Origin of the sequence: Halomicrobium mukohataei DSM 12286 (genome assembly GCF_000023965.1) — an archaeon.
GTDB classification, from domain to species: domain Archaea; phylum Halobacteriota; class Halobacteria; order Halobacteriales; family Haloarculaceae; genus Halomicrobium; species Halomicrobium mukohataei.
The window spans coordinates 2,596,980-2,617,416 of the sequence record NC_013202.1 but is presented as its reverse complement, the minus strand read 5'-3'; the positions used below and the strand labels follow the sequence as shown (position 1 = coordinate 2,617,416).

The 20,437-nt window shown below is 65.0% G+C and carries 20 protein-coding genes and 1 pseudogene; 13 read left to right on the top strand and 8 right to left on the bottom strand.

What is annotated here, in order from left to right; genetic code table 11:
* Nucleotides 1-124 precede the first annotated feature (124 nt).
* The 3 genes from HMUK_RS13235 (at nucleotide 125) to HMUK_RS13225 (ending at nucleotide 3,947) form a co-directional block, all read left to right on the top strand.
* Nucleotides 125-2,548 carry a DNA topoisomerase VI subunit B gene (locus HMUK_RS13235; RefSeq protein ID WP_015763676.1) on the top strand — a complete coding sequence of 808 codons (2,424 nt, stop codon included), beginning with the start codon at nucleotides 125-127 and terminating at the stop codon, nucleotides 2,546-2,548.
* A gap of 3 nt (nucleotides 2,549-2,551) precedes the next feature.
* Nucleotides 2,552-3,652, top strand: a complete 1,101-nt coding sequence (locus HMUK_RS13230) for a DNA topoisomerase IV subunit A (RefSeq protein WP_015763675.1) — start codon at nucleotides 2,552-2,554, stop codon at nucleotides 3,650-3,652.
* Between the two features lie 76 nt (nucleotides 3,653-3,728).
* On the top strand, nucleotides 3,729-3,947 hold the full coding sequence (locus HMUK_RS13225) for a hypothetical protein (RefSeq protein ID WP_015763674.1): 219 nt from the start codon (nucleotides 3,729-3,731) through the stop codon (nucleotides 3,945-3,947).
* A gap of 41 nt (nucleotides 3,948-3,988) precedes the next feature.
* Here HMUK_RS13225 and HMUK_RS13220 read toward each other — a convergent pair whose 3' ends face one another.
* From HMUK_RS13220 to HMUK_RS13195, 6 genes are all read right to left on the bottom strand, one after another.
* Nucleotides 3,989-4,675 (bottom strand): type 1 glutamine amidotransferase domain-containing protein, encoded by a 687-nt coding sequence (locus HMUK_RS13220; RefSeq protein WP_015763673.1) that lies wholly within the window; start codon nucleotides 4,673-4,675, stop codon nucleotides 3,989-3,991.
* A 72-nt stretch (nucleotides 4,676-4,747) separates the two neighbouring features.
* Nucleotides 4,748-5,491 (bottom strand): MBL fold metallo-hydrolase, encoded by a 744-nt coding sequence (locus HMUK_RS13215; RefSeq protein ID WP_015763672.1) that lies wholly within the window; start codon nucleotides 5,489-5,491, stop codon nucleotides 4,748-4,750.
* Between the two features lie 80 nt (nucleotides 5,492-5,571).
* Nucleotides 5,572-7,233: an ATP-dependent DNA ligase LigA gene (gene ligA, locus HMUK_RS13210; RefSeq protein ID WP_015763671.1), complete on the bottom strand. Its 1,662-nt coding sequence runs from the start codon at nucleotides 7,231-7,233 to the stop codon at nucleotides 5,572-5,574.
* 50 nt (nucleotides 7,234-7,283) lie between these two features.
* Complete coding sequence (locus tag HMUK_RS13205; RefSeq protein WP_015763670.1) at nucleotides 7,284-9,707, bottom strand: type II secretion system F family protein; 2,424 nt, start codon at nucleotides 9,705-9,707, stop codon at nucleotides 7,284-7,286.
* A gap of 1 nt (nucleotide 9,708) precedes the next feature.
* Nucleotides 9,709-11,337: a type II/IV secretion system ATPase subunit gene (locus HMUK_RS13200; RefSeq protein WP_015763669.1), complete on the bottom strand. Its 1,629-nt coding sequence runs from the start codon at nucleotides 11,335-11,337 to the stop codon at nucleotides 9,709-9,711.
* Between the two features lie 98 nt (nucleotides 11,338-11,435).
* Nucleotides 11,436-11,966, bottom strand: coding sequence for a DUF7549 family protein (locus HMUK_RS13195; protein WP_015763668.1), 531 nt, complete (start codon nucleotides 11,964-11,966; stop codon nucleotides 11,436-11,438).
* Between the two features lie 115 nt (nucleotides 11,967-12,081).
* On the opposite strand from HMUK_RS13195, the gene HMUK_RS13190 reads away from it, so the two are divergent.
* Nucleotides 12,082-12,516: a DUF5793 family protein gene (locus tag HMUK_RS13190; RefSeq protein ID WP_015763667.1), complete on the top strand. Its 435-nt coding sequence runs from the start codon at nucleotides 12,082-12,084 to the stop codon at nucleotides 12,514-12,516.
* Here the strand turns inward: HMUK_RS13190 and HMUK_RS13185 are convergent.
* Entirely contained in the window at nucleotides 12,513-13,268 is a 756-nt protein-coding gene (locus HMUK_RS13185; RefSeq protein WP_015763666.1) for an SIR2 family NAD-dependent protein deacylase, read from the bottom strand. The two genes, HMUK_RS13190 and HMUK_RS13185, sit on opposite strands and share 4 nt — an antisense overlap.
* A gap of 92 nt (nucleotides 13,269-13,360) precedes the next feature.
* On the opposite strand from HMUK_RS13185, the gene HMUK_RS13180 reads away from it, so the two are divergent.
* The 9 genes and pseudogenes from HMUK_RS13180 (at nucleotide 13,361) to HMUK_RS13145 (ending at nucleotide 19,989) form a co-directional block, all read left to right on the top strand.
* Nucleotides 13,361-13,639, top strand: a complete 279-nt coding sequence (locus HMUK_RS13180) for a hypothetical protein (protein WP_015763665.1) — start codon at nucleotides 13,361-13,363, stop codon at nucleotides 13,637-13,639.
* Nucleotides 13,640-13,828: 189 nt separating this feature from the next.
* Nucleotides 13,829-14,095 (top strand): AbrB/MazE/SpoVT family DNA-binding domain-containing protein, encoded by a 267-nt coding sequence (locus tag HMUK_RS13175; protein ID WP_015763664.1) that lies wholly within the window; start codon nucleotides 13,829-13,831, stop codon nucleotides 14,093-14,095.
* Between the two features lie 3 nt (nucleotides 14,096-14,098).
* Nucleotides 14,099-14,458: a type II toxin-antitoxin system PemK/MazF family toxin gene (locus HMUK_RS13170; protein WP_015763663.1), complete on the top strand. Its 360-nt coding sequence runs from the start codon at nucleotides 14,099-14,101 to the stop codon at nucleotides 14,456-14,458.
* A 101-nt stretch (nucleotides 14,459-14,559) separates the two neighbouring features.
* Complete coding sequence (locus HMUK_RS13165; RefSeq protein ID WP_049940842.1) at nucleotides 14,560-14,796, top strand: hypothetical protein; 237 nt, start codon at nucleotides 14,560-14,562, stop codon at nucleotides 14,794-14,796.
* Nucleotides 14,797-15,418: 622 nt separating this feature from the next.
* On the top strand, nucleotides 15,419-16,567 hold the full coding sequence (gene sucC, locus HMUK_RS13160) for an ADP-forming succinate--CoA ligase subunit beta (RefSeq protein WP_015763662.1): 1,149 nt from the start codon (nucleotides 15,419-15,421) through the stop codon (nucleotides 16,565-16,567).
* Nucleotides 16,564-17,433: a succinate--CoA ligase subunit alpha gene (sucD, locus tag HMUK_RS13155; RefSeq protein ID WP_015763661.1), complete on the top strand. Its 870-nt coding sequence runs from the start codon at nucleotides 16,564-16,566 to the stop codon at nucleotides 17,431-17,433. The genes sucC and sucD overlap by 4 nt, the downstream gene beginning before the upstream one ends.
* A 150-nt stretch (nucleotides 17,434-17,583) precedes the next feature.
* Nucleotides 17,584-17,682: pseudogene (locus tag HMUK_RS18045) on the top strand (succinate--CoA ligase subunit alpha); the annotation flags it as partial.
* Between the two features lie 190 nt (nucleotides 17,683-17,872).
* Nucleotides 17,873-18,109 (top strand): hypothetical protein, encoded by a 237-nt coding sequence (locus HMUK_RS13150; RefSeq protein ID WP_015763660.1) that lies wholly within the window; start codon nucleotides 17,873-17,875, stop codon nucleotides 18,107-18,109.
* Between the two features lie 647 nt (nucleotides 18,110-18,756).
* The gene (locus HMUK_RS13145) at nucleotides 18,757-19,989 is read left to right on the top strand and encodes an ABC transporter substrate-binding protein (protein WP_015763659.1); all 1,233 of its coding nucleotides are present in this window, start codon (nucleotides 18,757-18,759) and stop codon (nucleotides 19,987-19,989) included.
* Between the two features lie 62 nt (nucleotides 19,990-20,051).
* Here HMUK_RS13145 and HMUK_RS13140 read toward each other — a convergent pair whose 3' ends face one another.
* Nucleotides 20,052-20,408, bottom strand: a complete 357-nt coding sequence (locus tag HMUK_RS13140; protein ID WP_015763658.1) for an SRPBCC family protein — start codon at nucleotides 20,406-20,408, stop codon at nucleotides 20,052-20,054.
* Between the last annotated feature and the right edge of the window lie 29 nt (nucleotides 20,409-20,437).

Sequence of the window (20,437 nt, the reverse complement as noted above, 5' to 3'; positions counted from 1 at the left end):
AACATCTCCCCGGGAGCAACCGTATCCAGTAATGTGACCGTCTCACGGTAGTGTGGGCGGGGCGATCACTTTCACTCCGGTGGCGAACACCTTATAACGCGCCCGCTGATACGTATCGCCACGAATGACCTCGTATCAGTCTCGCCTCGGGGAAGGAGAAGGGATCGCCGACGAGCTGGCCGAGAGCCAGCGATCCATCTCCATCGCCGAGTTCTTCGAGAAGAACAGGCAGATGCTCGGGTTCGACTCGGGGGCCAAGGCGCTCGTCACGGCCGTCAAGGAGGCGGTCGACAACGCGCTCGACGCCTGTGAGGAGGCCGGGATCACCCCCGACATCTACGTCGAAATTCAGGAAGCCGGAGACTACTACCGGCTCATCGTCGAAGACAACGGCCCCGGCATCACCCGAGAACAGATCCCCAACATCTTCGGGAAGCTGCTCTACGGCTCGCGCTTTCACAAGCGCGAGCAGAACCGGGGACAGCAGGGGATCGGTATCTCGGCGGCCGTCCTCCACTCCCAGAAGACCAGCGGCAAGCCGGCGAAGATCACCAGCCGAACCGAGCAGCACGCAGACGCCCAGTACTTCGAGCTGATCGTCGACACGGACGCCAACGAACCCGAGATCAGCGTCGAGGACACGACGACCTGGGAACGGCCCCACGGCACCCGCATCGAACTGGAGATGGAGGCGAACATGCGGGCCCGCCAGCAGCTCCACGACTACATCAAGCACACGGCGGTGGTCAACCCCCACGCCCGCATCGAACTCGTCGAGCCAAAGGAACACCTCAAGTACGAACGAACGACCGACCAGCTCCCAGACGAGACCGAGGAGATCCGTCCCCACCCCCACGGCGTCGAACTCGGCACGCTGCTGAAGATGCTGGAGTCGACCGACTCGTACTCCGTCTCCGGGTTCATGCAGGGCGAGTTCACCCGGGTGGGCCAGAAGACCAGCGACGACGTCATCGCGAACTTCAACGACCGCCACTACGGCCGCGAGATGTCGTGGTACGGGCCCCAGAGCCACGAGGACAGCGTTGTCCCGACGGGACAACGAGATGGAGACGGCGAAGCCGTCGAAATGGACGTCGCACGCGCGGTCCAGCAGGCCGTCTCGAACAAGGGCAAAGACGCCACCGCGGAGTTCGCCGACGCGGTCGCCAGCGCCGTCTCGGAGGCCGGTCGGGTCTCCCACGGTCGCCTCGAAGCGATCGTCGACGACCACGCCGACCGGATCGAGGACGACTACGAGAAGACCTTCGGCGACACCGTCCGCGAGGCCGCCATCGAGGCGGCGTGGAGCGAGATCACCGCCGATCGAACGCCGGACGTGTACGAACTCGTCGACGAGGTCACGACGACGCGAAAGGACGACGCCGCGGTGCAGGGCATCGCCGAGCGAATCGCGGACAAGTTCGACGACGGCTCCAACCGCGTCACGTACGCAGCGCTCGAAGACTACGTCGACCGCGCGGCCGAGATGACCGAGGACATGGACGACGCGACCTTCGGCGAGACCGCCCGCGAGAAGATCGTCGACGCCCTCTGGGAGGTCGCCGCGCGGGTCTCCGACGATCCGCCCAACGTCAGCGAGATCGCCGACGACCGGGACACCACCAGCGACCTGCTGGAGGCGATGCGCGAGGCCGACATCATCGCGCCGCCGACGGACTGTCTCGCGCCGATCACGGCCGAGCTCGTCGAGGCCGGGCTGAAAAAGGAGTTCGACGCGGACTTCTTCGCCGCCTCCACCCGGGACGCCTCCGTCCACGGCGGCGACCCGTTCATCGTCGAGGCCGGCATCGCCTACGGCGGCGACATCGAACACGATCAGGCGCAGGTGATGCGCTTTGCCAACCGCGTCCCGCTCGTGTATCAGCGCGGTGCGTGCGCGACGACCGACGTGGTCAAGTCCATCAACTGGCGCAACTACGGCCTCGACCAGCCGGGGGGTAGCGGCATCCCCAACGACGCCGCAGTCGTCATGGTCCACATCGCCTCGACGAACGTCCCCTTCACCAGCGAGTCCAAGGACGCCGTCGCCAACATCCCGGAGATCGAGTCCGAGATCGAGCTGGCGATCCGCGAGGCCGCACGGGAGCTAAAGAGCTACCTCAACAAGCGCCGGTCGATGCAAAAGCGCCGGAAGAAAGAGAACAAGCTCGCGACGATCCTCCCCGAGATGGCCGAGAAGCTCGCGACGGTGACGGGCAACGAGCGACTGGACATCGACGACTCGATGGCCCGCATCATGAACAACGTCCTCGTCGAGCGCGAGGTCGAAGGCGATACGGTCCGGGTCGTCGTCGAGAACAACGACGACACCAACGCCGACATCGACCTGACGGACATCGTCACGGCCGAACCGCAGGCCACGAACGGCGCGAACGTCGTCGAGATGGACGGCGAGTGGTTCGTCAAGTGGCAGACGACCGTCGCTGCCGGCGACGACGCAGTCCTGGAGTATCGGATCGACGGCGACGCCGAATTCGACATCGCGGTCGACGGCGTCGAAGACGAGAAACTGACGGTGAACGCGTAATCTATGAGTACTGACAGCAACCTCAACGAGGCAGAAGCCCGCGAACAGCTACTCGACCTCGCGGCGGACTTTTACGACCAGTTCGCCGAAGGCGACGTGCCGACGATGCAGATCCCCACCCGGACGAAGTCCAACATCGAGTACGACGAGGACAAGGACGTGTGGGTGTACGGCGACCGCTCCTCGACGCGGTCGGCAAAGACCGTCTCGGGTGCCCAGAAGCTCCTGAAGGCGACCTACACCATCGACTTCCTCGCACAGCAACTCGAAGAGGACCGCTCGTCGACCCTGCGTGAACTGTACTATCTCTCCGAGTCGTGGGACCTCGACGAGGCCCAGTTCAACACCCAGGACGAGTCGAACAACCTCATCGAGGACTTGGAGATCGTCTCGGAGGTCAAACGCGAGGACTTCCACATGCGCCCAGAGGAGTCGGGCGCGAAGGTGATGGGACCGCTGCTGTTGCGCGAGCAGACCAGGCGGGGCGACCGCGAGATCCACTGCCAGGACGACGTGGGCCAGGGCGGCTACCAGATCCCCAACAACCCAGACACCATCGAGTTCCTCGACAACGACGCCGACTTCGTCCTCTGTGTCGAGACCGGCGGGATGCGTGATCGGCTCGTCGAGAACGGCTTCGACGACGAGTACGACTCGATCGTCGTCCACCTGGGCGGCCAGCCCGCCCGCGCGACCCGGCGACTGACCAAGCGACTTCACGACGAACTCGACCTGCCAGTCGTGGTCTTCACTGACGGCGACCCGTGGTCGTACCGCATCTACGGCTCTGTCGCCTACGGCTCGATCAAGTCGGCCCACCTCTCTGAGTACCTCGCGACGCCGGAAGCCCAGTTCATCGGTATTCGACCGGAGGACATCGTCGAGTACGACCTGCCGACCGATCCGCTCTCGGACTCCGACATCAACGCCCTCGAATCGGAACTGGAGGACCCACGCTTCCAGACGGAGTTCTGGGAGGAACAGATCGAGCTCCAGCTCGACATCGGGAAGAAGTCCGAACAGCAGGCACTGGCCTCGCGGGGTCTCGACTTCGTGACCGACACGTATCTTCCTGAACGGCTGACCGAGATGGGCGTGCTGTAGGTCCGACACACCGACTATCCATTCTCGACCTGACGCTCGAAAGGCTGATGCGAGCGGGCGCGCTGTGACCTCGTAGATGCCCTCTGACCGGTCGCTCTCCGGCCGCGTGAACGGGTGGATCGAGAACCGATCGCGCGGTGGCTACGCAGTGCTGACGGGTGTACTCACCGGAGGCGGTGTCTTCGTCGCCGGCCTGGTGATCGGTGGGGACCGTCTCTTCGTCGATGCGGTACTGATGGCGCTCACGATGACCGCCGTCTACTACGCGCTCGATCCGCGGAACTGGGCGGGATGATCTCGCCGCGTGAATCGACTGCGGTGGCCGTCTGGCCGCGATTACGCTTCGATCCCGATCTCGTCCAGTAGCGTCACCGCCGCGGCGTGTGAGGAGGGCGGCCCTCGTGCGGTGACGAGATCGCCGTCGACGGTCACCGACGTGTCGGCGTCGAGTTCGGCGTCCCAGACGCCACCAGCGGCCACTACTTCGTCCTCGACCCAGTACGGGAGCTTGCGGCCGTCGGGCAGCAGGTCCTGCTCGTCGACGATCCCCTCCTCCCAGGCGTTGGGGAAGCCGGTGACTGATCGGCCGTCGACGAGGAACTCGCCGTCGGCGTCGCGGGTGAACGCGAGGATGCCGACAGCGTGACAGACGACCAGCGCCGTCCCCTCCTCGCCCTCGACGGCGGTACGGAGCGCGTCACGGGCGTGTACGTCCTGAGTCACGTCCCACTCGGCACCGTGGCCGCCGGGGAAGACGACGGCGTCGTACTCTTGGGCGTCGGCGTCGGCCAGCGCGATCGGATCGTTGAGGCGGTCGTCGCTCTCTGCCACGCTCGTGACGCGTTCGGCGGTCTCCTCGCCGACCTCCTCGGGGTCGATCGATCGCTCGTCGATCACGGGTGGGTTCCCCGTCGGCGTCGCGACCGTGACCTCGACGCCCGCCTCGGTGAGCGTCGTGAGCGGCTCGATACACTCCTCGCCCCAGTAGCCCTCTTCGCTGACGATGAACAGTGCGGTAGTCATGCACTCTCCGTAGGGGTGTGTCGTGTAACCCCCTTTCGGGCGCGGCAGGGAAGCGGGCGACCGAAACGAGGTTCAATGATCCAGTGCGACCGGCACGCCACGGCCCGCAACGTCGACTGCGAAGGCCTCGTCGTCGCCCTCCAGGGACTCGAAGGTGTTGTAGTGGATCGGCACCACGCAGTCCGGTCGCATCTCCGCCGCGAGGTCGGCGGCCGTGTGGCGATCCATCGTGTAGTGCTTCGCGATCGACGGGACGAACACGTCCACGTCGAGTTCCTCGTGGCCGGGCAACACGTCGGAGTCGCCGGGCCAGAAGACCCGCTCACCGCCGATCTCGACCAGGAAGCCACAGCCGATCCCCCTGGGGTGGATCGGCGTGCCGTCGTCGTCGACGTTCGGGCCGTCTTCCTCGTTGTAGGCCGGCACGGTCCAGATCGGGCAGTCGGCGGCGACGAGTTCGTCTTCCATGCCCACCTCGACGACCTCGAAGTCGAGATCGGCCGGCCGGTCGAGGTCGCGGTCGGTCGCGTGGACGTCGATCCCCTCGAAGAGGACGATCGTGGCGTCGTCGCTCGCTACCCGGCGGATGCCGTCGGGGTCGTAGTGGTGGATGTGTGTGACAAGCACGACGTCGCCGTCCCGCGCGTCGTAGTCCTGCGTCGGCGGGTGGTTGATCCCCTCGACGTGGGGTTCCCACTCGCCCGTGAGGACGCCGTACCGTCCCGGGTCGAAGTAGATCGTCGTGTCGTCGCTCTCGACCCGGAGGGTCGCGTAACCAAGCCAGTCCAGCGTGATGTCCTCGAAGTGGACGGTCATGGATCACGGTTCGGCCGAGCGGCGTATAAATGGCCCGTGACGCCGACGGTCGGAGTCATCGCGGAGATCTATCCGGCACCTCACCCCTGCCGGGCGGCCAGCCGCTCGACCCGTTCGAGCGTGTCGCCGTCCGCGACGGCTTTGTCCGAGCGGATCTCGACGAACCGCGGGAACCGGAGCGCGTACCCCGACTCGTAGGTCGACGAGCGCTGGATCTCCTCGTAGCCGACCTCGAAGACGACGGCCGGTTCGATCTCGACGCGCTGGCCGGTCTCCCGGGTGACGTGTGGCTCCAGCAGTTCCGTCAGCGTCGCCAGCTGTTCGTCGGTGATCCCGGTCGCGACGTTGCCGACGGGCGCGTAGCCGTCGTCGGTCCGGGCCGACAGCTCGAAGGTCCCCAGGTAGGTCGCTCGCCGTCCCTCGCCCCACTGTGCACCGGTGACGACGAGGTCGAGGGTCTCCACGTCGGGCTTGCGCTTGCGCCAGTGTTTGCCCCGCTTGCCAGGGGAGTACGTCGAGTCGGGATCTTTCAGCATGATCCCTTCGTGGCCGGCGGCCAGCGCCTCGTCGGCGATGTCCTCGATCCGTTCGGTGTCGTCTGCGAGCCAGAACGTCGACCGGACGGCGTCGGTGTCGCCAAGCACCGCGTCGAGCGCGTCCCGTCGGTCGACGAGGGGGGCGTCCAGCAGGTCGCGACCGTCGGCGTGGAGGCAGTCGAACGCGTGCAGGCGAACGCCGACGGTCTCGCTGGCACGGGCCACGTCGTGTTTGCGCCGGAAGCGTCGCAGGACCTCCTGGAAGGGGAGCGGATCGCCGTCGCCGTCGACCGCGACGACCTCGCCGTCGAGGATGGCCGGACCGTCGACGGCGTCCTCGACGGCCGACACCACCTCCGGCAGCGGATCGGTCACGTCCTCCATGTTCCGAGAGAACAGCCGGACCGTCTCGCCGTCGTCGTGGACCTGGACCCGCGCGCCGTCGTACTTCCACTCGACCGCTGCGGTCTCCCAGTCTTCGAGGGCCTCGGTCACGGTGCCGGCCTGTGCGAGCATCGCCTTGACCGGCCGTCCGATCGTCAGTTCGAGGTCGGACAGCCCGTCGGCCCCCTCGTCTCGGGCCACCCGGGCGACGTTCCCGTAGTCGTTGGTGACCTGTAGCGCGCTCTCGACGGCGTCGACCGGCGCGTCGAAGGCCGCCGCGATGGCGTCGCGCACCGTCCCCTCGCCGACGCCGATCCGCATCTCCGAGAGGACGATCCGGGCGAGGTAGCGGGCCTCCGCGTCGCTGGCGCGGTTGAACAGGCCAAACAGCGTCTCGACTTTCGTGTCGTGGCTCCCCGAACCGCTGGCCGACGCGATGGCCGCGAGTTCGTCCGCCACTTCGGCGACGGTCAGGGGCGACTGCGAGCCAGCGCCGAAGGCGGCAAGTCCCTGCTGGCCGCCCAGGTCGAGCTCGGTCGCGACGGCACCGATCTCACCCACGTCCGCGACGCGGGCCTCGATGTCGTCGACGGCGACGTTTCGGCCCGCCGCCCGCGCCAGGGCCTCGTAACACAGCTTCGGGCCGATGTCGAGCTTCGTCGCCTCGTAGGCCGGGAACACCCGTCCCTGCACGAGCCGCGTGAGGATCGGGAGGTCCTCGTCGGCGTCTGCGAGCAGCCCGGCCACCAGCTCGGTCGTCGCGATGTCGGCGCTCTCGCCCTCGATCTCGGCCGCCGTCGCGGCGAACTCGGCGAACTCCATTACCGGAGGCTACCGATCCGGTGTCGCAAACACCCTTCGATGCGCGTCGGCTACTCGACTGTGACCGATACGGCGACGAACTCGCCTTGCCCCGGCGCGGGGTAGGGCCGGTCTCGCTCGAAGCCGCCGTAGTTCAGCACCCGATCGTCGTCGGTGTCGAGATGCGCCACGACGACCAGCGAGTCCCGCCGCTCGACCGGGCTGTCGAGTTCGATCGTCACGTCCTCGTGGGTGCCGGCGACGAGATACGCCGACTGGCCGACGACCTCGCCGCCGGCTTCGCCCTCGTAGACGACGACGTAGCCGCCGCCGGACAGCGAGGCGGAATCGACCGTGATGCGCTCCTGTCCGGCGGCGGGACTGTCGACGGTCAGCGAGGCCACCGGCGAGGACAGCAAGAGGAACACGACGTAGGCCACGCCCAGCATGATCGCGGCGTGTTTTGCGCCGTCTCTGAGCGACCCCTCGCCGAGTTGCCCGCCGACGAAGCCGGTACACAGCGCCTGGATCAGCGCCGTGTGGAAGAACACGAGCGTGTACGCTGCCTTGTCGACCTGGCCCAGTCGCGCGAACTGATCGACGTTGACGCCCAATCGCCCCGTGTTCTCGGGGGTCGGGACGCTGGAGGGCAACGCCGGCACGAGCACCTCCTGGACCGACGCGATGATGACCAGGAAGACGAGAAAGGAGATGTAGATGACGACGAGGTAGGTGAGCATCTCCTGGCGGCGCTGGCGGCGCAGCCGGTAGTCGGAGCGGGCCTGATCGGCGGCGATCCGCAGGATCGGCCCCATCTTGCCGCTCGATCGCATGGCGTTGATCAGCAGCGTGACCACTCGAGACATCGAGGTCGTCCTGATCCGGCGGCCGAACCTCGTCAGGGCGTCCTCGACGTTGGCACCCATCGTCACGTCCGCCCAGATCCGATCGACCTCCTCGCTGAGTGCGCCAACGTCGGTCCCGCGGACCCGCTCCAGGCTCTCGACGACCGTCATGCCGGCCTCGTTGAGGCTGGCCAGGCGTTCGAGCAACTCCGGCGTAGAAGCCTCGATCCGGCGGATCCGACGGGTGTACAGCTCCCGGGCGATCGCGAACGTCGCCAGCACGAACAGGAGCGACTGGATCAGGACGTCGTCGAGGACCCGGAGGTTGACCGTCCCCGTCTCGAAGGCCGCCGGTGCCCGGAGCGCGACCGCGAGGACGGCGATCGGCACCGTGACGTAGAGCACCCGAGACGGGTTCCAGAGGAACGTCTGGACCGGCGAGGTGACGAGGCGCTTGACCGTCGCGATCCGGTCGTAGACGGCCAGCTGGCGTCGCTCGATGGAGTCGGCGTAGCCGCCGTCAGTCGCCGTCGACCCGCCCGAGTCGGTCGGCTTGGCGAACGTCGTCGTCGCTCGTCGATCGAGTAACGTGGTCGTCTTGTTGTTTCCGATGCCGAGGATCGCCAGCCGCTGGCCGAGGTACAGCACGAACCCGGCGTTGGCCAGCGGGATCATCAGGTAGCCGACCATCTGGATGAACACGAGCGTGTCGGCCAGGGTCAGGCCGAACACGAGCAAGATCGTGATGAAAAAGAGCACGGCGGCGACCAGCACCGTCACGTACGCCTCCGCGACCGTCGCGAGGTGTTCGAGGATCTCTTCCTGGCGGCGCTCGCTCTCGTCTTTCGTCCGCTCGTACTGCTCTCTGAGGAACGTCGAGAGGCTGCGCCCGCTCTGAAGCACGCTCGCGAGGTTCTCGGCGAACGTCTGGAAGTCCTCGCTTGGCGTCCGACCGGCCATCCCTCTGACGGCGGTGATCATGTCCTGGCCGAACAGGTCCATCTGCCTGACCGCGACCGAGACCTCCTCCGCGCTGGCCCCGTAGATCTCGCGGTTGTCCGAGAGCGTCCGCAACGCCGCGGGAAACGAGACGCCGCCCCGCGAGAGCGCATAGAGGAACGCGAGGGTCCGCCCCTGTCCCTCGTCGATCGCTCGCTGGCGGACCGCGGCTCTGCTTCGGGGCATCTCCCAGCGCAGCCAGTAGGTCAGCCCCGCGGCCGTCACGCCGGTAATCACGCCCCCGCCGATCAGGATCCACAGGATCTCCCGCGGGGTCAACACGAGTTCGAACCCGCGGATCCCCAGCGCGTTGACCATCGTCCGGGGCAACCCCATCATGAGATCGACGATGCCCGGAATCGCCAGCAACAGTCCGCCGAACAGGTAGACGCCAGTGATCGCACCGCCCAGGGCCGCCAGCGCCGTGTACAGCAGCGTCCGGGCGGCGTAGGTCCGATAGGTGTACACCACGAACGCCGACTTCAGGAGGCGCTCTCGCTCCTCAGACTCCGGGATGTACCGGCCGAACAGCCGTCGGCCGAACCGCGTCAGCGACGTGTCGAACGTCTCGTCGAGCATCGCGAGCGCGACCACGCACAGGATCGCGATGACCGCGAAGACGGGGAGCGTCCCCAGTGGATTGAGTTGCATGTCAGGGTGTCGCGTCGATGTCGGCCCGGTCGATCCGCTCCATCACCGTCTCGCTGTCCGCGTAGTACTTGTTGACCATCGCGGTAAATCGCCGGTAGTCCGTGATCGACTCCGCCTGGAGGTATCGCAGGAACCGCTTTCTGTCGTCCATCTCCCGGAGCAACTCCGACTGGCTCCAGCCCCGTTCGCGCCTGATCTCGTCCAGCAGATCGCTGTTTGAGTCCTCGAAGTAGTCCTCGTCGGCCTGCCAGGCGTAGGCGTTGGAGTAGTCGAGTTCCCCGGTCCGCTGGTCGATCCCCTCGATCTCGGCGAGGGTCTTGGCTCGCCGGACGCGTTCCCCGCCCGAGCGGCCAAGCACCTGCACACAGAGGATGTCGAGGCTCTGAACCATCGGTCGCGGCACGTTGATCGGCTCGTTTTCCAGCCGGTTGATCACCGTCTGGACCGAGTCGGCGTGCATCGTCGAGAACGTCGTGTGCCCCGTGTTCATCGCCTGGAAGAGCGTAATCGCCTCTTCGCCGCGGACCTCGCCGACGATGATGTACTCCGGCCGGTGGCGCAGCGCCGACCGCAACAGGTCGTACATCGTGATGTCCGACTCGTCGAGTCGCTCCCTGGTCACCGACGAGAGCCAGTTGTCGTGGTACAGCGACAGTTCGCGGGTGTCCTCGATGGTCAACACCTTCGATCGGGGCGGAATGAACATCGAGACGGCGTTCATCGAGGTCGTCTTGCCCGCCGCCGTCCCCCCGGCGAAGATCAGGGACTTGTTGGACTCGATGGCCAGCCAGAGGTAGGCCAGCATCTCGACGGAGAAGGTCCCGTAGTTCAGCAGATCGATCGGCGTGAACGGCTCGTCGGCGTACTTCCGGATGGTGAACGCGGAGCCGCGGGGCGTGACCTCCTCGCCGAGTGCCAGCTCGATCCGCGAGCCGTCCGGCAGCGTCGTCGAGACGACGGGATCAGAGACGGAGACGTGCCGGCCCGACCGCTGTGCGAGCTGGATCACGAAGTCGTTCAGCTCGCCCTCCTCGTAGACGACGCTGGTCTCGATGTCGGTGTACGCGTCGTGATACGCGAAGATCGGTAGCCCGGCCCCGTCACAGGAGATGTCCTCGATGTGGGGATCGTGCATCAGCGGGTCGATCCGGCCGTAGCCCAGGAAGGACCGATAGAGGTAGTACAGCAGCCGGTAAAACGTCTCGGGCTCGACGACGACGCCGTACTCCTCGATCCGGTCCCGCAGCGCCGCGGCCAGCGCCGCCTCGGGGTCGTCGCTCACGTCCTCGCGGTAGATGAGCGGACCGCGGATGTCCTCGAAGAGCCGATCGAGCAGATCGCGCTCGAACTCGTCGAGCGAGGGTTCGACGACCTGGTAGAACTGTTCGTCGGCCTCGGGATCGTGGTTGATCGAGGCGAAGGCAAAGGGTGCGTTGAGCCAGTAGCGGTCGATCTCGTCGTACTGCTCGGGCACCGTGTACTCGACCAGCTTGCCGTGGCGCTGTGGATCGTAGTTCGTCGACGGGACGGCCGCGCCGCTGAGCATGCGAGCCGTCCGCGAGAGCCAGTCGCGCACGCCCGAGAGCGGCGTCGAACTCGATCCGTCGTGCTCTGTCTCGTCGCCTGCCATCGCTCGATACCGTGTGGAATCGTCTCACGATACTTCGCCGACGTACTTAAATGAGCCCCTCCCAGTATTGCGAATTGAAATCCCGTGGGCGGGCGGCGTCACTCCTCGCCGACGCCCCCGTCGTCGGTCCGGTCGACCGTCAGCAGGAGGTAGCCGAACACGAGCGTCAGCGCGGTGCCGACCGGGATCGTGACCGGCTGGCGGTCCCAGAACAGGAGCGTCGCGGCGGCCAGTCCCACGCCCAACAGTGCCAGCAGCGCGCCCTGGAGTCGGACCGGGTCGACCGGCATCGCGGCCTCGTGGGCGTCCTCGTCGACGTAGTAGGCGACACTCAACGCCAGCGGAGCGAGCGAGAGGACCGCGGCTCCGACCCACACCCAGCTCGCCGTCGTCAGGGTCTGGTTGAACGCCGGTGCCTCGACCACCCAGAGGAACGGCCGCTCTTGCTCGCCGAAGGAGATGCCGAAGATGTACTGTAGTCGAAAGTACAGAAACCGGATGATGACGACGGTCACCTGGCGACCGCCGACCTCGATCGGCAGGACCGCCCCCGACCACGGCAACAGCGCCACGAGCCACGTCGACAGGACCGCGAGCTCCGGCGCGTACTCGGACTTGACCCAGGCCATGCCCGTCACCGCGTCCCACTGTGGATTATAGCTGTCGGCTCTGCCCGATCCCGTGTGTCGTGGTACCAATCGCCGTTACGTTCTTTGCCCAGCGTCCCCTACCGTCGGGTACGAGATGCGGCGTGACTACTTCGACATCGACGTGAGCGGGACCGAGGAGTCGTCGACCGACGATCCGGTGATCGCGATCGCGTTCGACGGTCCCGACGACCTCCTGTCGGATCGACTCACCAGCGACGGTGGCACACTCGACGCGGGCGAACTGGACGTGACCTATCGCACCCGAGCCGACGGCAGCGAGGCGGCCGGCGTCCTCTCGATCGCGAACCGTCACAACGGCGAGTACGTCCTCGAAGCGAACGTCGCCCCGAGCGTCATCGAGTCGGTCGTCGCCGCCGCCAGCGACGACGAGGGAACCAGATACCGCCTCCGACTCACAGACGGCGACGGGAAATCGACAGTCTACACGAAGGAGATCCTGCTCGTCTACGACGAGAGCGGCAGCCTCAGTCGCGGACGGAGCCTCATCCCCGGCGGCGTCGAACTCTAGACGCGCCGTTCGATCGCCGGCAATATCGTCGTCACATCCGCTCTGACGACGACTGCCGCCGCGTCGTCTTTCTCCGTCGACTCGAGATTCACGATGCCGACCGTCGCTCCCGACCGCGCCGCTCTGCCGGGGAGTCCCGCGGCCGGAGCGACGGTCAGCGACGAGCCCGCGACCAGGAACCAGTCCGCCCGGTGGGCCAGCCAGTTCGCTCGCTCGATCGCTTCGCCGGGCAGCGATTCGCCGAACAGAACCACGTCGGGCCGCAAGACGCCGCCACACTCACACCGTGGCGGTCGCTCTCCCTCGGCCGCCCGCCCGAAGACCGGCTCGGCGGCCGTCCGTCGCCCACAGTCGTCACAGGCGACCTGCTCGTTGGTCCCGTGAAGTTCGATCAGGTTCTCCGTGCCGGCCTCTCTGTGGAGCCCGTCGACGTTCTGGGTGACGACTGCGTCGACGTGTCCCTCGGCTTCCAGCGTCGCGATGGCCTCGTGAGCGGCGTTCGGTTCGATCGAGCCGCCGGTGAGTCGTTCTCTGAGTTCGAGGCGGTCGGCCCAGAACCCCGCCGGGTCTGCGTCCAGCCGTCGGCGGTGAAACGCCTTCGGATCGAACTCCGACCAGAGGCCGTCCTCGCCGCGGAAGGCGGGAATGCCCGAGGCGGTACTCACACCAGCGCCGGTGAGGACGACGGCGGTGTCGCTCTCGCGCAGGGACGCCACGAGGTCGGCGACCTTCGATTCGGTGGACTGATCCATGCCGCCTTTTCGTGGCCAGTGGGGCTAAATTCGGCGATGTCGCCGCCGAATCGCACGGTCGAGTTAACTGTCTCCAGTCCACAGGAGATGTCATGTGCTTCGCAGCGCTCCTGAACGGCGACGCGACGGATCGATCGGTCGTGGAGATGATTCGAGACGAACTCCCTCGCTCGCTCGGGAACGGCACCGTCGCCGCCGTGCTGGTCGTCGCCGTGTCGGTGCTCGAAGGGGCGTCGCTCGCGCTGACGGCGGGGATGGCGTTCGGTGCCATCGCGCTCGGGACGGTGCTCCATCAGGCGGTGCTGCTCGGCGGCGTGGCGCTCCTCCGTGGACGCGAAGGGCTTCGCGGTCGGTCGTCGACCCGCGCGTGAGCGTGCCCGGGTGTCCCAGTGGGTCTTCGAAGCAGCCCCACAGCTTCGAGCCGGGCAAAATCAATGCACACCCGATCGCACGACTGCAGTGCGATCGGTGTGGACATCGGTGCAATTGTTACTATAGAAGAACCGTATCGATAGCCGTCCGTGAAAGGGTTTATTAGTACGAATATGATATGAATACGTATGAGTGAGGGCGAACACCGGAAGGTCGGGAAGCGAGGGCAAGTGACGATCCCCAAAGAGCTTCGCGAACGGTTCGGGATCGAGGGCGGCGACGACGTCCTGATCCACGAAGAGGCTGGCAAGCTCGTTATCGAACAGCCACTCACTCGTGAAGAGTTGGCTGAGGGGTACCGCAAGCGTTCCCAACGGATCCGCGAACTCGCCGACGAACTGGCGGACGTTTCGACGGAGGCTAACGAACAGCTGGGCGATGCCCCAGAGTGGTAGCGGATGGCTACGTCTGTCCGTCGAGGAGATGTCGTTATTGTCGACCTCGATCCGACCCAGGGGTCCGAACAACGGGGAACACGCCCGTGTCTCGTCGTACAGAACGATGTCGGGAATGCCAACGCACCGACGACGATCGTCGTTCCGTTCACCACCTCGTTCGGCGAGGAGCTCTATCCGTTCGAAGTGCTCGTCCCAGCCCAAGAGTGTGCGCTTCGGGAAGACTCGGTCGCGCTCTGTAGCCAGATTCGAACCATCTCTCTCCAGCACCGTATCGACGAGAATCTCGGCTCGATTCCGCCCGAACGGATGGAGGAGGTCGACACCGCACTCGAATACAGCCTCGGCCTCGCCGAACTCTGAGAGGGAGCGTTCCGTGCGTTCTTAGACCACGGATTGTCTCCCAGTTGAAGACGATGTATCCAAGGGAACCGTTATCAGACAGTGAGACGGAGTCTCACGTCATGTCACCGACCGATCCCAGTACGGGAGGGTTCGGCTCTCCGCTCCGCACTGTGATTTTGGTTGCCCTTTTGCTGTTCATTTTTCACCTCGGAAGGGGGTGGGCACGGGGACTCGTGGAGGGGAACTATCTGATCGGCGTATTCGGCTTGATAGTCGCTCTTGCCCCGATAGTCTGGCTATTGCTTGTGATCTGCTCTGTTGAATCCGATAACGGCAGCAGGATAGCGCCGCTGTGAAGGTGGAAGCGAAGCGGAAAGAGTGAATGTGACTAGAGTGCTCCGTTGAATCCGGTGACTGCGGCCGAGTCGACGGGGTAGCGTCCAGTGTGTCAGATGGAGTCGGCAACAGATAGCGAGTCAGAATCTGCTTTCGCTCTCCAAAGCCGACCCATCAATCGAAGGTCGGTTGTGAGAATTCCTCACCAATGGAGTCTGATAACTGTGTCTTCAGCCTCGATCCCAGTCCCGTCTGCGGATTCAACAGAGCATTGTGATCAAAAACGCAGATTTCTGAAGATCCACCGGATGCGAGCACTCCTTCAGAACTACACTTTACTGGCCACACAATTGTGTCTGGCACTCACTGAACGATCGACTCCGAGCCTTTCGGTCCTGGTTGCGAACGGACGTACCACCCGGTTGACTGAGCCGTCGACGGACCCGGGCGGCCACTGGCCCACTCGCTTTGTTCCCGGTCGCATCGTGGTTCCCGTACGACCGCCTGTGACTTCGTTCCGCATCACACACCGTTCGACTCCCGAGTGATTCGCTCCCGAGGTTCGCGCAGAACGCCAGGTTCCTCCGCGAGCCACGGAAAAAGATGGGATTTAAGCGGGCGCGTGACGGCGTTTCGTATGACATGAAATTGCACGAGTACCAGGCGAAGCAGGTCTTCGCCGACGCGGGGGTTCCGACGCCCGCATCGACGCTGGCGACGACCGTCGACGAAGCGGTCGACGCCGCCGAGGAGATCGGCTATCCGGTCGCGATCAAGGCACAGGTGCAGGTCGGCGGCCGCGGGAAGGCCGGCGGGATCAAGCTCGCCGAGAACGCCGACGAGGCCCGTGAGTACGCCGACGATATTCTCGGGATGGACCTCAAGGGGCTCCACGTCGACCGCGTCCTCGTCGAAGAGGCCGTCGACTTCGTCAACGAGCTGTACGTCGGCGTCACGATGGACCGCGGCGAGGGCAAGCCCGTCGCGATGGTCTCGACGCGCGGCGGCGTCAACATCGAGGAAGTCGCCGAAGAAGAGCCAGAGGCGATCGCCCGCGAGCACATCGATCCGGCCTTCGGCATGCACCACTACCAGGCCCGGAAGGTCGTCTACGACGCCGGTGTCGACCGCGAGGTCGCCAACGACGTTGCCGGCGTCCTCAAGACGCTGTACGACCTCTGGGAGGACAAAGACGGCTCCGACGCCGAGATCAACCCGCTGATGGTCACGGCCGACGACGAGGTCATCGCGGCCGACGCCGTGATGAACGTCGACGACGACGCCCTGTTCCGTCACCCCGATCTGGAGGCGATGGAAGACGAGGCCGACGGCGGCGACGAACTCGAACAGAAGGCCGACGAGTACGGCTTCGACTACGTCCGCCTGTCGGGCAACGTCGGCATCATCGGCAACGGTGCCGGGCTGGTCATGACGACGCTCGACCTCGTCGACCACTTCGGCGGCGAGCCGGCGAACTTCCTCGACGTGGGCGGCGGTGCGAAGGCCCAGCGGATCGCCAACGCGCTCGATATGGTGTTCTCCGACGACAACGTCGACTCCGTCGTGTTCAACATCTTCGGCGGGATCACGCGGGGCGACGAGGTCGCCAAGGGAATCAACCAGGCGCTCGAACAGTTCGACGAGATTCCCAAGCCCGTCGTCGTCCGACTCGCGGGCACCAACGCTACTGAAGGGATGGAGATTCTCAACGAAGACCTCGTGACGGTCGAACAGACGCTCGAAGACGCCGTCGAACGTGCCGTCATCTACGCCGAGGAGGTGGAAGCATGAGCGTGCTCGTCGACGAGGACACTCGCGTCGTCGTCCAGGGGATCACGGGCGGCGAGGGGAAGTTCCACACCGAGCAGATGATGGAGTACGGCACCAACGTCGTCGCCGGTGCCGTGCCCGGCCGCGGCGGCCAGGAAGTCGCCGGGGTGCCGGTCTACGACACCGTCGACCGCGCCGCGCGCGAAGAGAACGCGAACACCGCCGTCGTGTTCGTCCCGCCGGCCTTCGCTGGCGACGCGCTGTTCGAGGCACTCGACGCACCGGTCGACCTCGTCGTCGCCATCACCGAGGGCATTCCGACCCAGGACATGTCCCGCGTCAAGCGCAAACAGGACGAGACCGACACCCACCTCGTCGGTCCGAACTGTCCGGGCGTCATCACGCCGGGAGTCGCGAAGCTCGGCATCCTGCCGGGCAACATCTTCTCCTCGGGCGACGTGGGTCTGGTCTCTCGCTCCGGGACGCTGACCTACCAGGTCGTCGACAACCTCACCAACCGCGACATCGGTCAGTCGACCGCTATCGGTATCGGCGGCGACCCGATCATCGGGACGAGCTTCATCGACGCGCTGGAACTGTTCGAGGCCGACCCCGACACGAAGGCCGTCGTGATGTGTGGCGAGATCGGCGGCGAGGACGAGGAGCAGGCCGCCCGCTACATCGGCGAGCACATGGACACGCCCGTCGCCGGCTTCATCGCCGGCCGTACCGCGCCACCGGGCAAGCGGATGGGCCACGCGGGCGCTATCGTCTCCGGCAGCGGGACCGGCACCGCCGAGTCCAAGATCGAGGCTCTGGAGAGCAACGGCGTGCCCGTCGGTGACACCCCCGAGGAAGTCGTCGACCACGTCGAAGACATCCTGTAGCGTCGGCGGATCGCCGTACGCTCGTCTTTTTCGGTCTGCCGAGTCCAAGATCGACGCGCTGGAGAGCAACGGCGTCCTCGCGAGCGAAGTGAGTGAGGGCTCGATAGACGAGCGGTGTGTGGTTCGGAGCGAAGCGAGAACCACGGTGCGAGCGGGAGCGGAGCGATGCGCGAGCAAAGCGAGTCTATCGGCGTGCCCGTCGGTGACACGCCCGAGGAAGTCGTCGACCACGTCGAAGACATCCTGTAGCGGGTCAGACGACGGCCCGCGAACCGTCCATCGCAGAGCAGTTCGCGATCTGTTACGTTCGGCGGCTCGTATCGACACTCGCTGGATAGCCGTCCAGCGGTTTTGTCGATAATACTCTGTTTCCGGGTCGGAGAACCCCTGACGTGAACGTTCCGATGTAGTTATAGTGGACGAGTGGGAACGCTCAACTATGACACATATCTGCCGGGAGTGCAAACGCACCTTCGAAACCGAACTGGAACTGGAACTCCACCGAGACACCTGCAGTGCGGGCGAACTGTTCTGCGACGAGTGCGGGGAGCGGTTCTCCGAGCGAGCGGGGACAGAAGACGGCTGGCACTATCGATGCCCGAACGACGACTGCGACGGGGAAGGGATCGACGACGCGATCCACCGGGTATCGAAGGCCCGCGTCCAGACGCCCTGAGACGGATCATCGTCGCCGTTTGCCCGGTCAACTGCACGACAGCGTGGACTCGATTGTATAAAGAGCTACGGCCGCTGGAATGGGTGGTGTTCAGATAAGAAATCAGGATCAGAAACTCGAAGCACCGAAAGCCCTCGTCGCGCTCCGGCATTCTGTGACGGATATCTTCACTTCGTTCAGATAGTGCCGCCACAGAATGCCGGACCACGACTCGCCCTTTCATCCGCCAGGAGAGCACGCTCTCCTGAGCCTGTGCTCACCCTGTTCGCACAGACGCCAGGATTCGGCCGTTGAGCCGTCTAGACCCTGGTGGATGAAAGGGCGAGCGCAGTTGCAGGAACCCCGACGATGCAAGCACCGACTGGAGCGCAGCGAGTCGCGGGACCGCAACTGTGCGAGGGCTTTCGGTGTCTGCACCACTACGCTGACAGTCGCTTATCTGAACACTACCCCGGAATGTGGTTTTCTCGACATCTTTCTTGCCAGAATAGCCGTTATACAGGTGTTGGACTGCCCGTTAGAGAAATCCTCAGTTTCGATGGACACCGCGCGTGCTGTATACACAGCGCGAGTCGGTCACAGGGAGAATTGCCAGTAGCCGTCTAAAGACCGAAACAGTCATTATGATTTAGGCTAGCCTAAAAACTATGCCCGAAGATAACCGCAGGCATGAAGCACCGACGCGTAGAGACTACTTGAAATACAGCGGAGTGATCGTGGGTGGCGGACTGCTTGCTGGGTGTGCGGGTCAATCCGATTCCGAATTGACCCCGGCGTTGACGAGTACCGAGACCGAGACGCACACCGATGACGAGACGGAAACCGAGACAGACACTTCCTACGAGGCCTGTATCGAGCCTGCCGGCTGCATCACCTTCGAGGAAGTGCCGGAGACCTACATCGCTAACAACGGCGAGTGGGCCGACATGGCATTCGCGCTCGGCCAACGTGACGGATTTCTAACCTCGGCATACATGATTCCCGGGTTTCTCTTCGAGCCGTTCGGACTTGATGTCCCGCCGCTCTCGGAGACCGAATCACTGTCGCAGACGAGTTGGGACAAGGAAATCTTCTACGAGCGGGATCCCGACGTGATTCTGATGGACCCCAACTACATGCACAGCACCGGGTGGGACGAGTCGTGGGACGAGTCCGACACCGACGAGATTCGTGAAAACGTTGCCCCGTTCTTCGGCAACAACATCCTCCGCCGCCGCGAGTGGCACGACTACAAACTCTACTCGATGTACGAGGCGTTAGAACGGGTTGCAGAGCTGTTCCAGGAGCGCGAACGCTACGAGGCGCTCGCTGAGGTTCACGACGAACTTCAGCAGGAGGTCCAATCCCGGCTCCCGCCCGCTGACGAACGCCCAGAAATTGCACTGATCAACAGCGCATCGAACCCGAATGAAGGGACGTTTTATCCGATGCGGACGCAGGCTGAGGGCGTCGAGCTGAAGCCGTATCGGGATCTCGACATCCGGAGTACGTTTACTGCAGACCACATTGAGGCAGGGACTATCGATTACGAAACACTGCTTGAACTCGACCCCGAGATGATCGTCATCCACTGGGGAATCGGCACGACGGGCAATCAAAACACGTTCTCTCAGAGAGCGTTCCGCGAGCAGTTCGTGACACCGCTCCAAGAAGACTCCATCGGGGGACAGCTTACCGCTGTCCAGGAAGGAAACGTCTACGCGGGTGCGTTCGGTTCCCAGGGGCCACTGGTAAATCTACTCCAGACCGAGATGGCTGCCCAGCAGCTCTACCCCGAGGAGTTCGGCGCATTCGAAGCCGAGAAATTTCCCGAAGTCTCCAAAGAGAATCAACTCTTCGACCGCCAGCGCGTCCGCGACATCATCAACGGCGACTTCTAACCACGAACCAGCGCGACCCTCTTTTCGAAGCGGAAAGAGTGACCGTATCCAGGATCGACCCGTCAGTCCCGCAGGAGCGCCTCGATCCGACCCAGTGCCCGCTGGCACACGGGCGCGTAGCCCGCCGCGAGCAGTGGGATCTCGAAGACGACCCGGCAGTGGTCCGCACGGACGTTCTCGACGCGGTGGCCGGTCGCAGGGATCTTCGCGACCCGCCACGTCCACCGGTAGTCTCGACAGCTCGTGATCTCGAACGGCACCGTCCCGATCGGCGTCGTCACCCGGCCGGTCGTTCCCCGTTCGACGATCCGCTCGCTCGACTCGACGGCCCGCACCGACGGTCCCCAGTCGGGCCACTGGTTCGTGTCCGTGAGAACGCGCCAGGCGGCGTCGCGGGTCGCCGGAATCTCCCGGCTCATACAGAGGCGACGCCCGTCTGGAGTCCGCT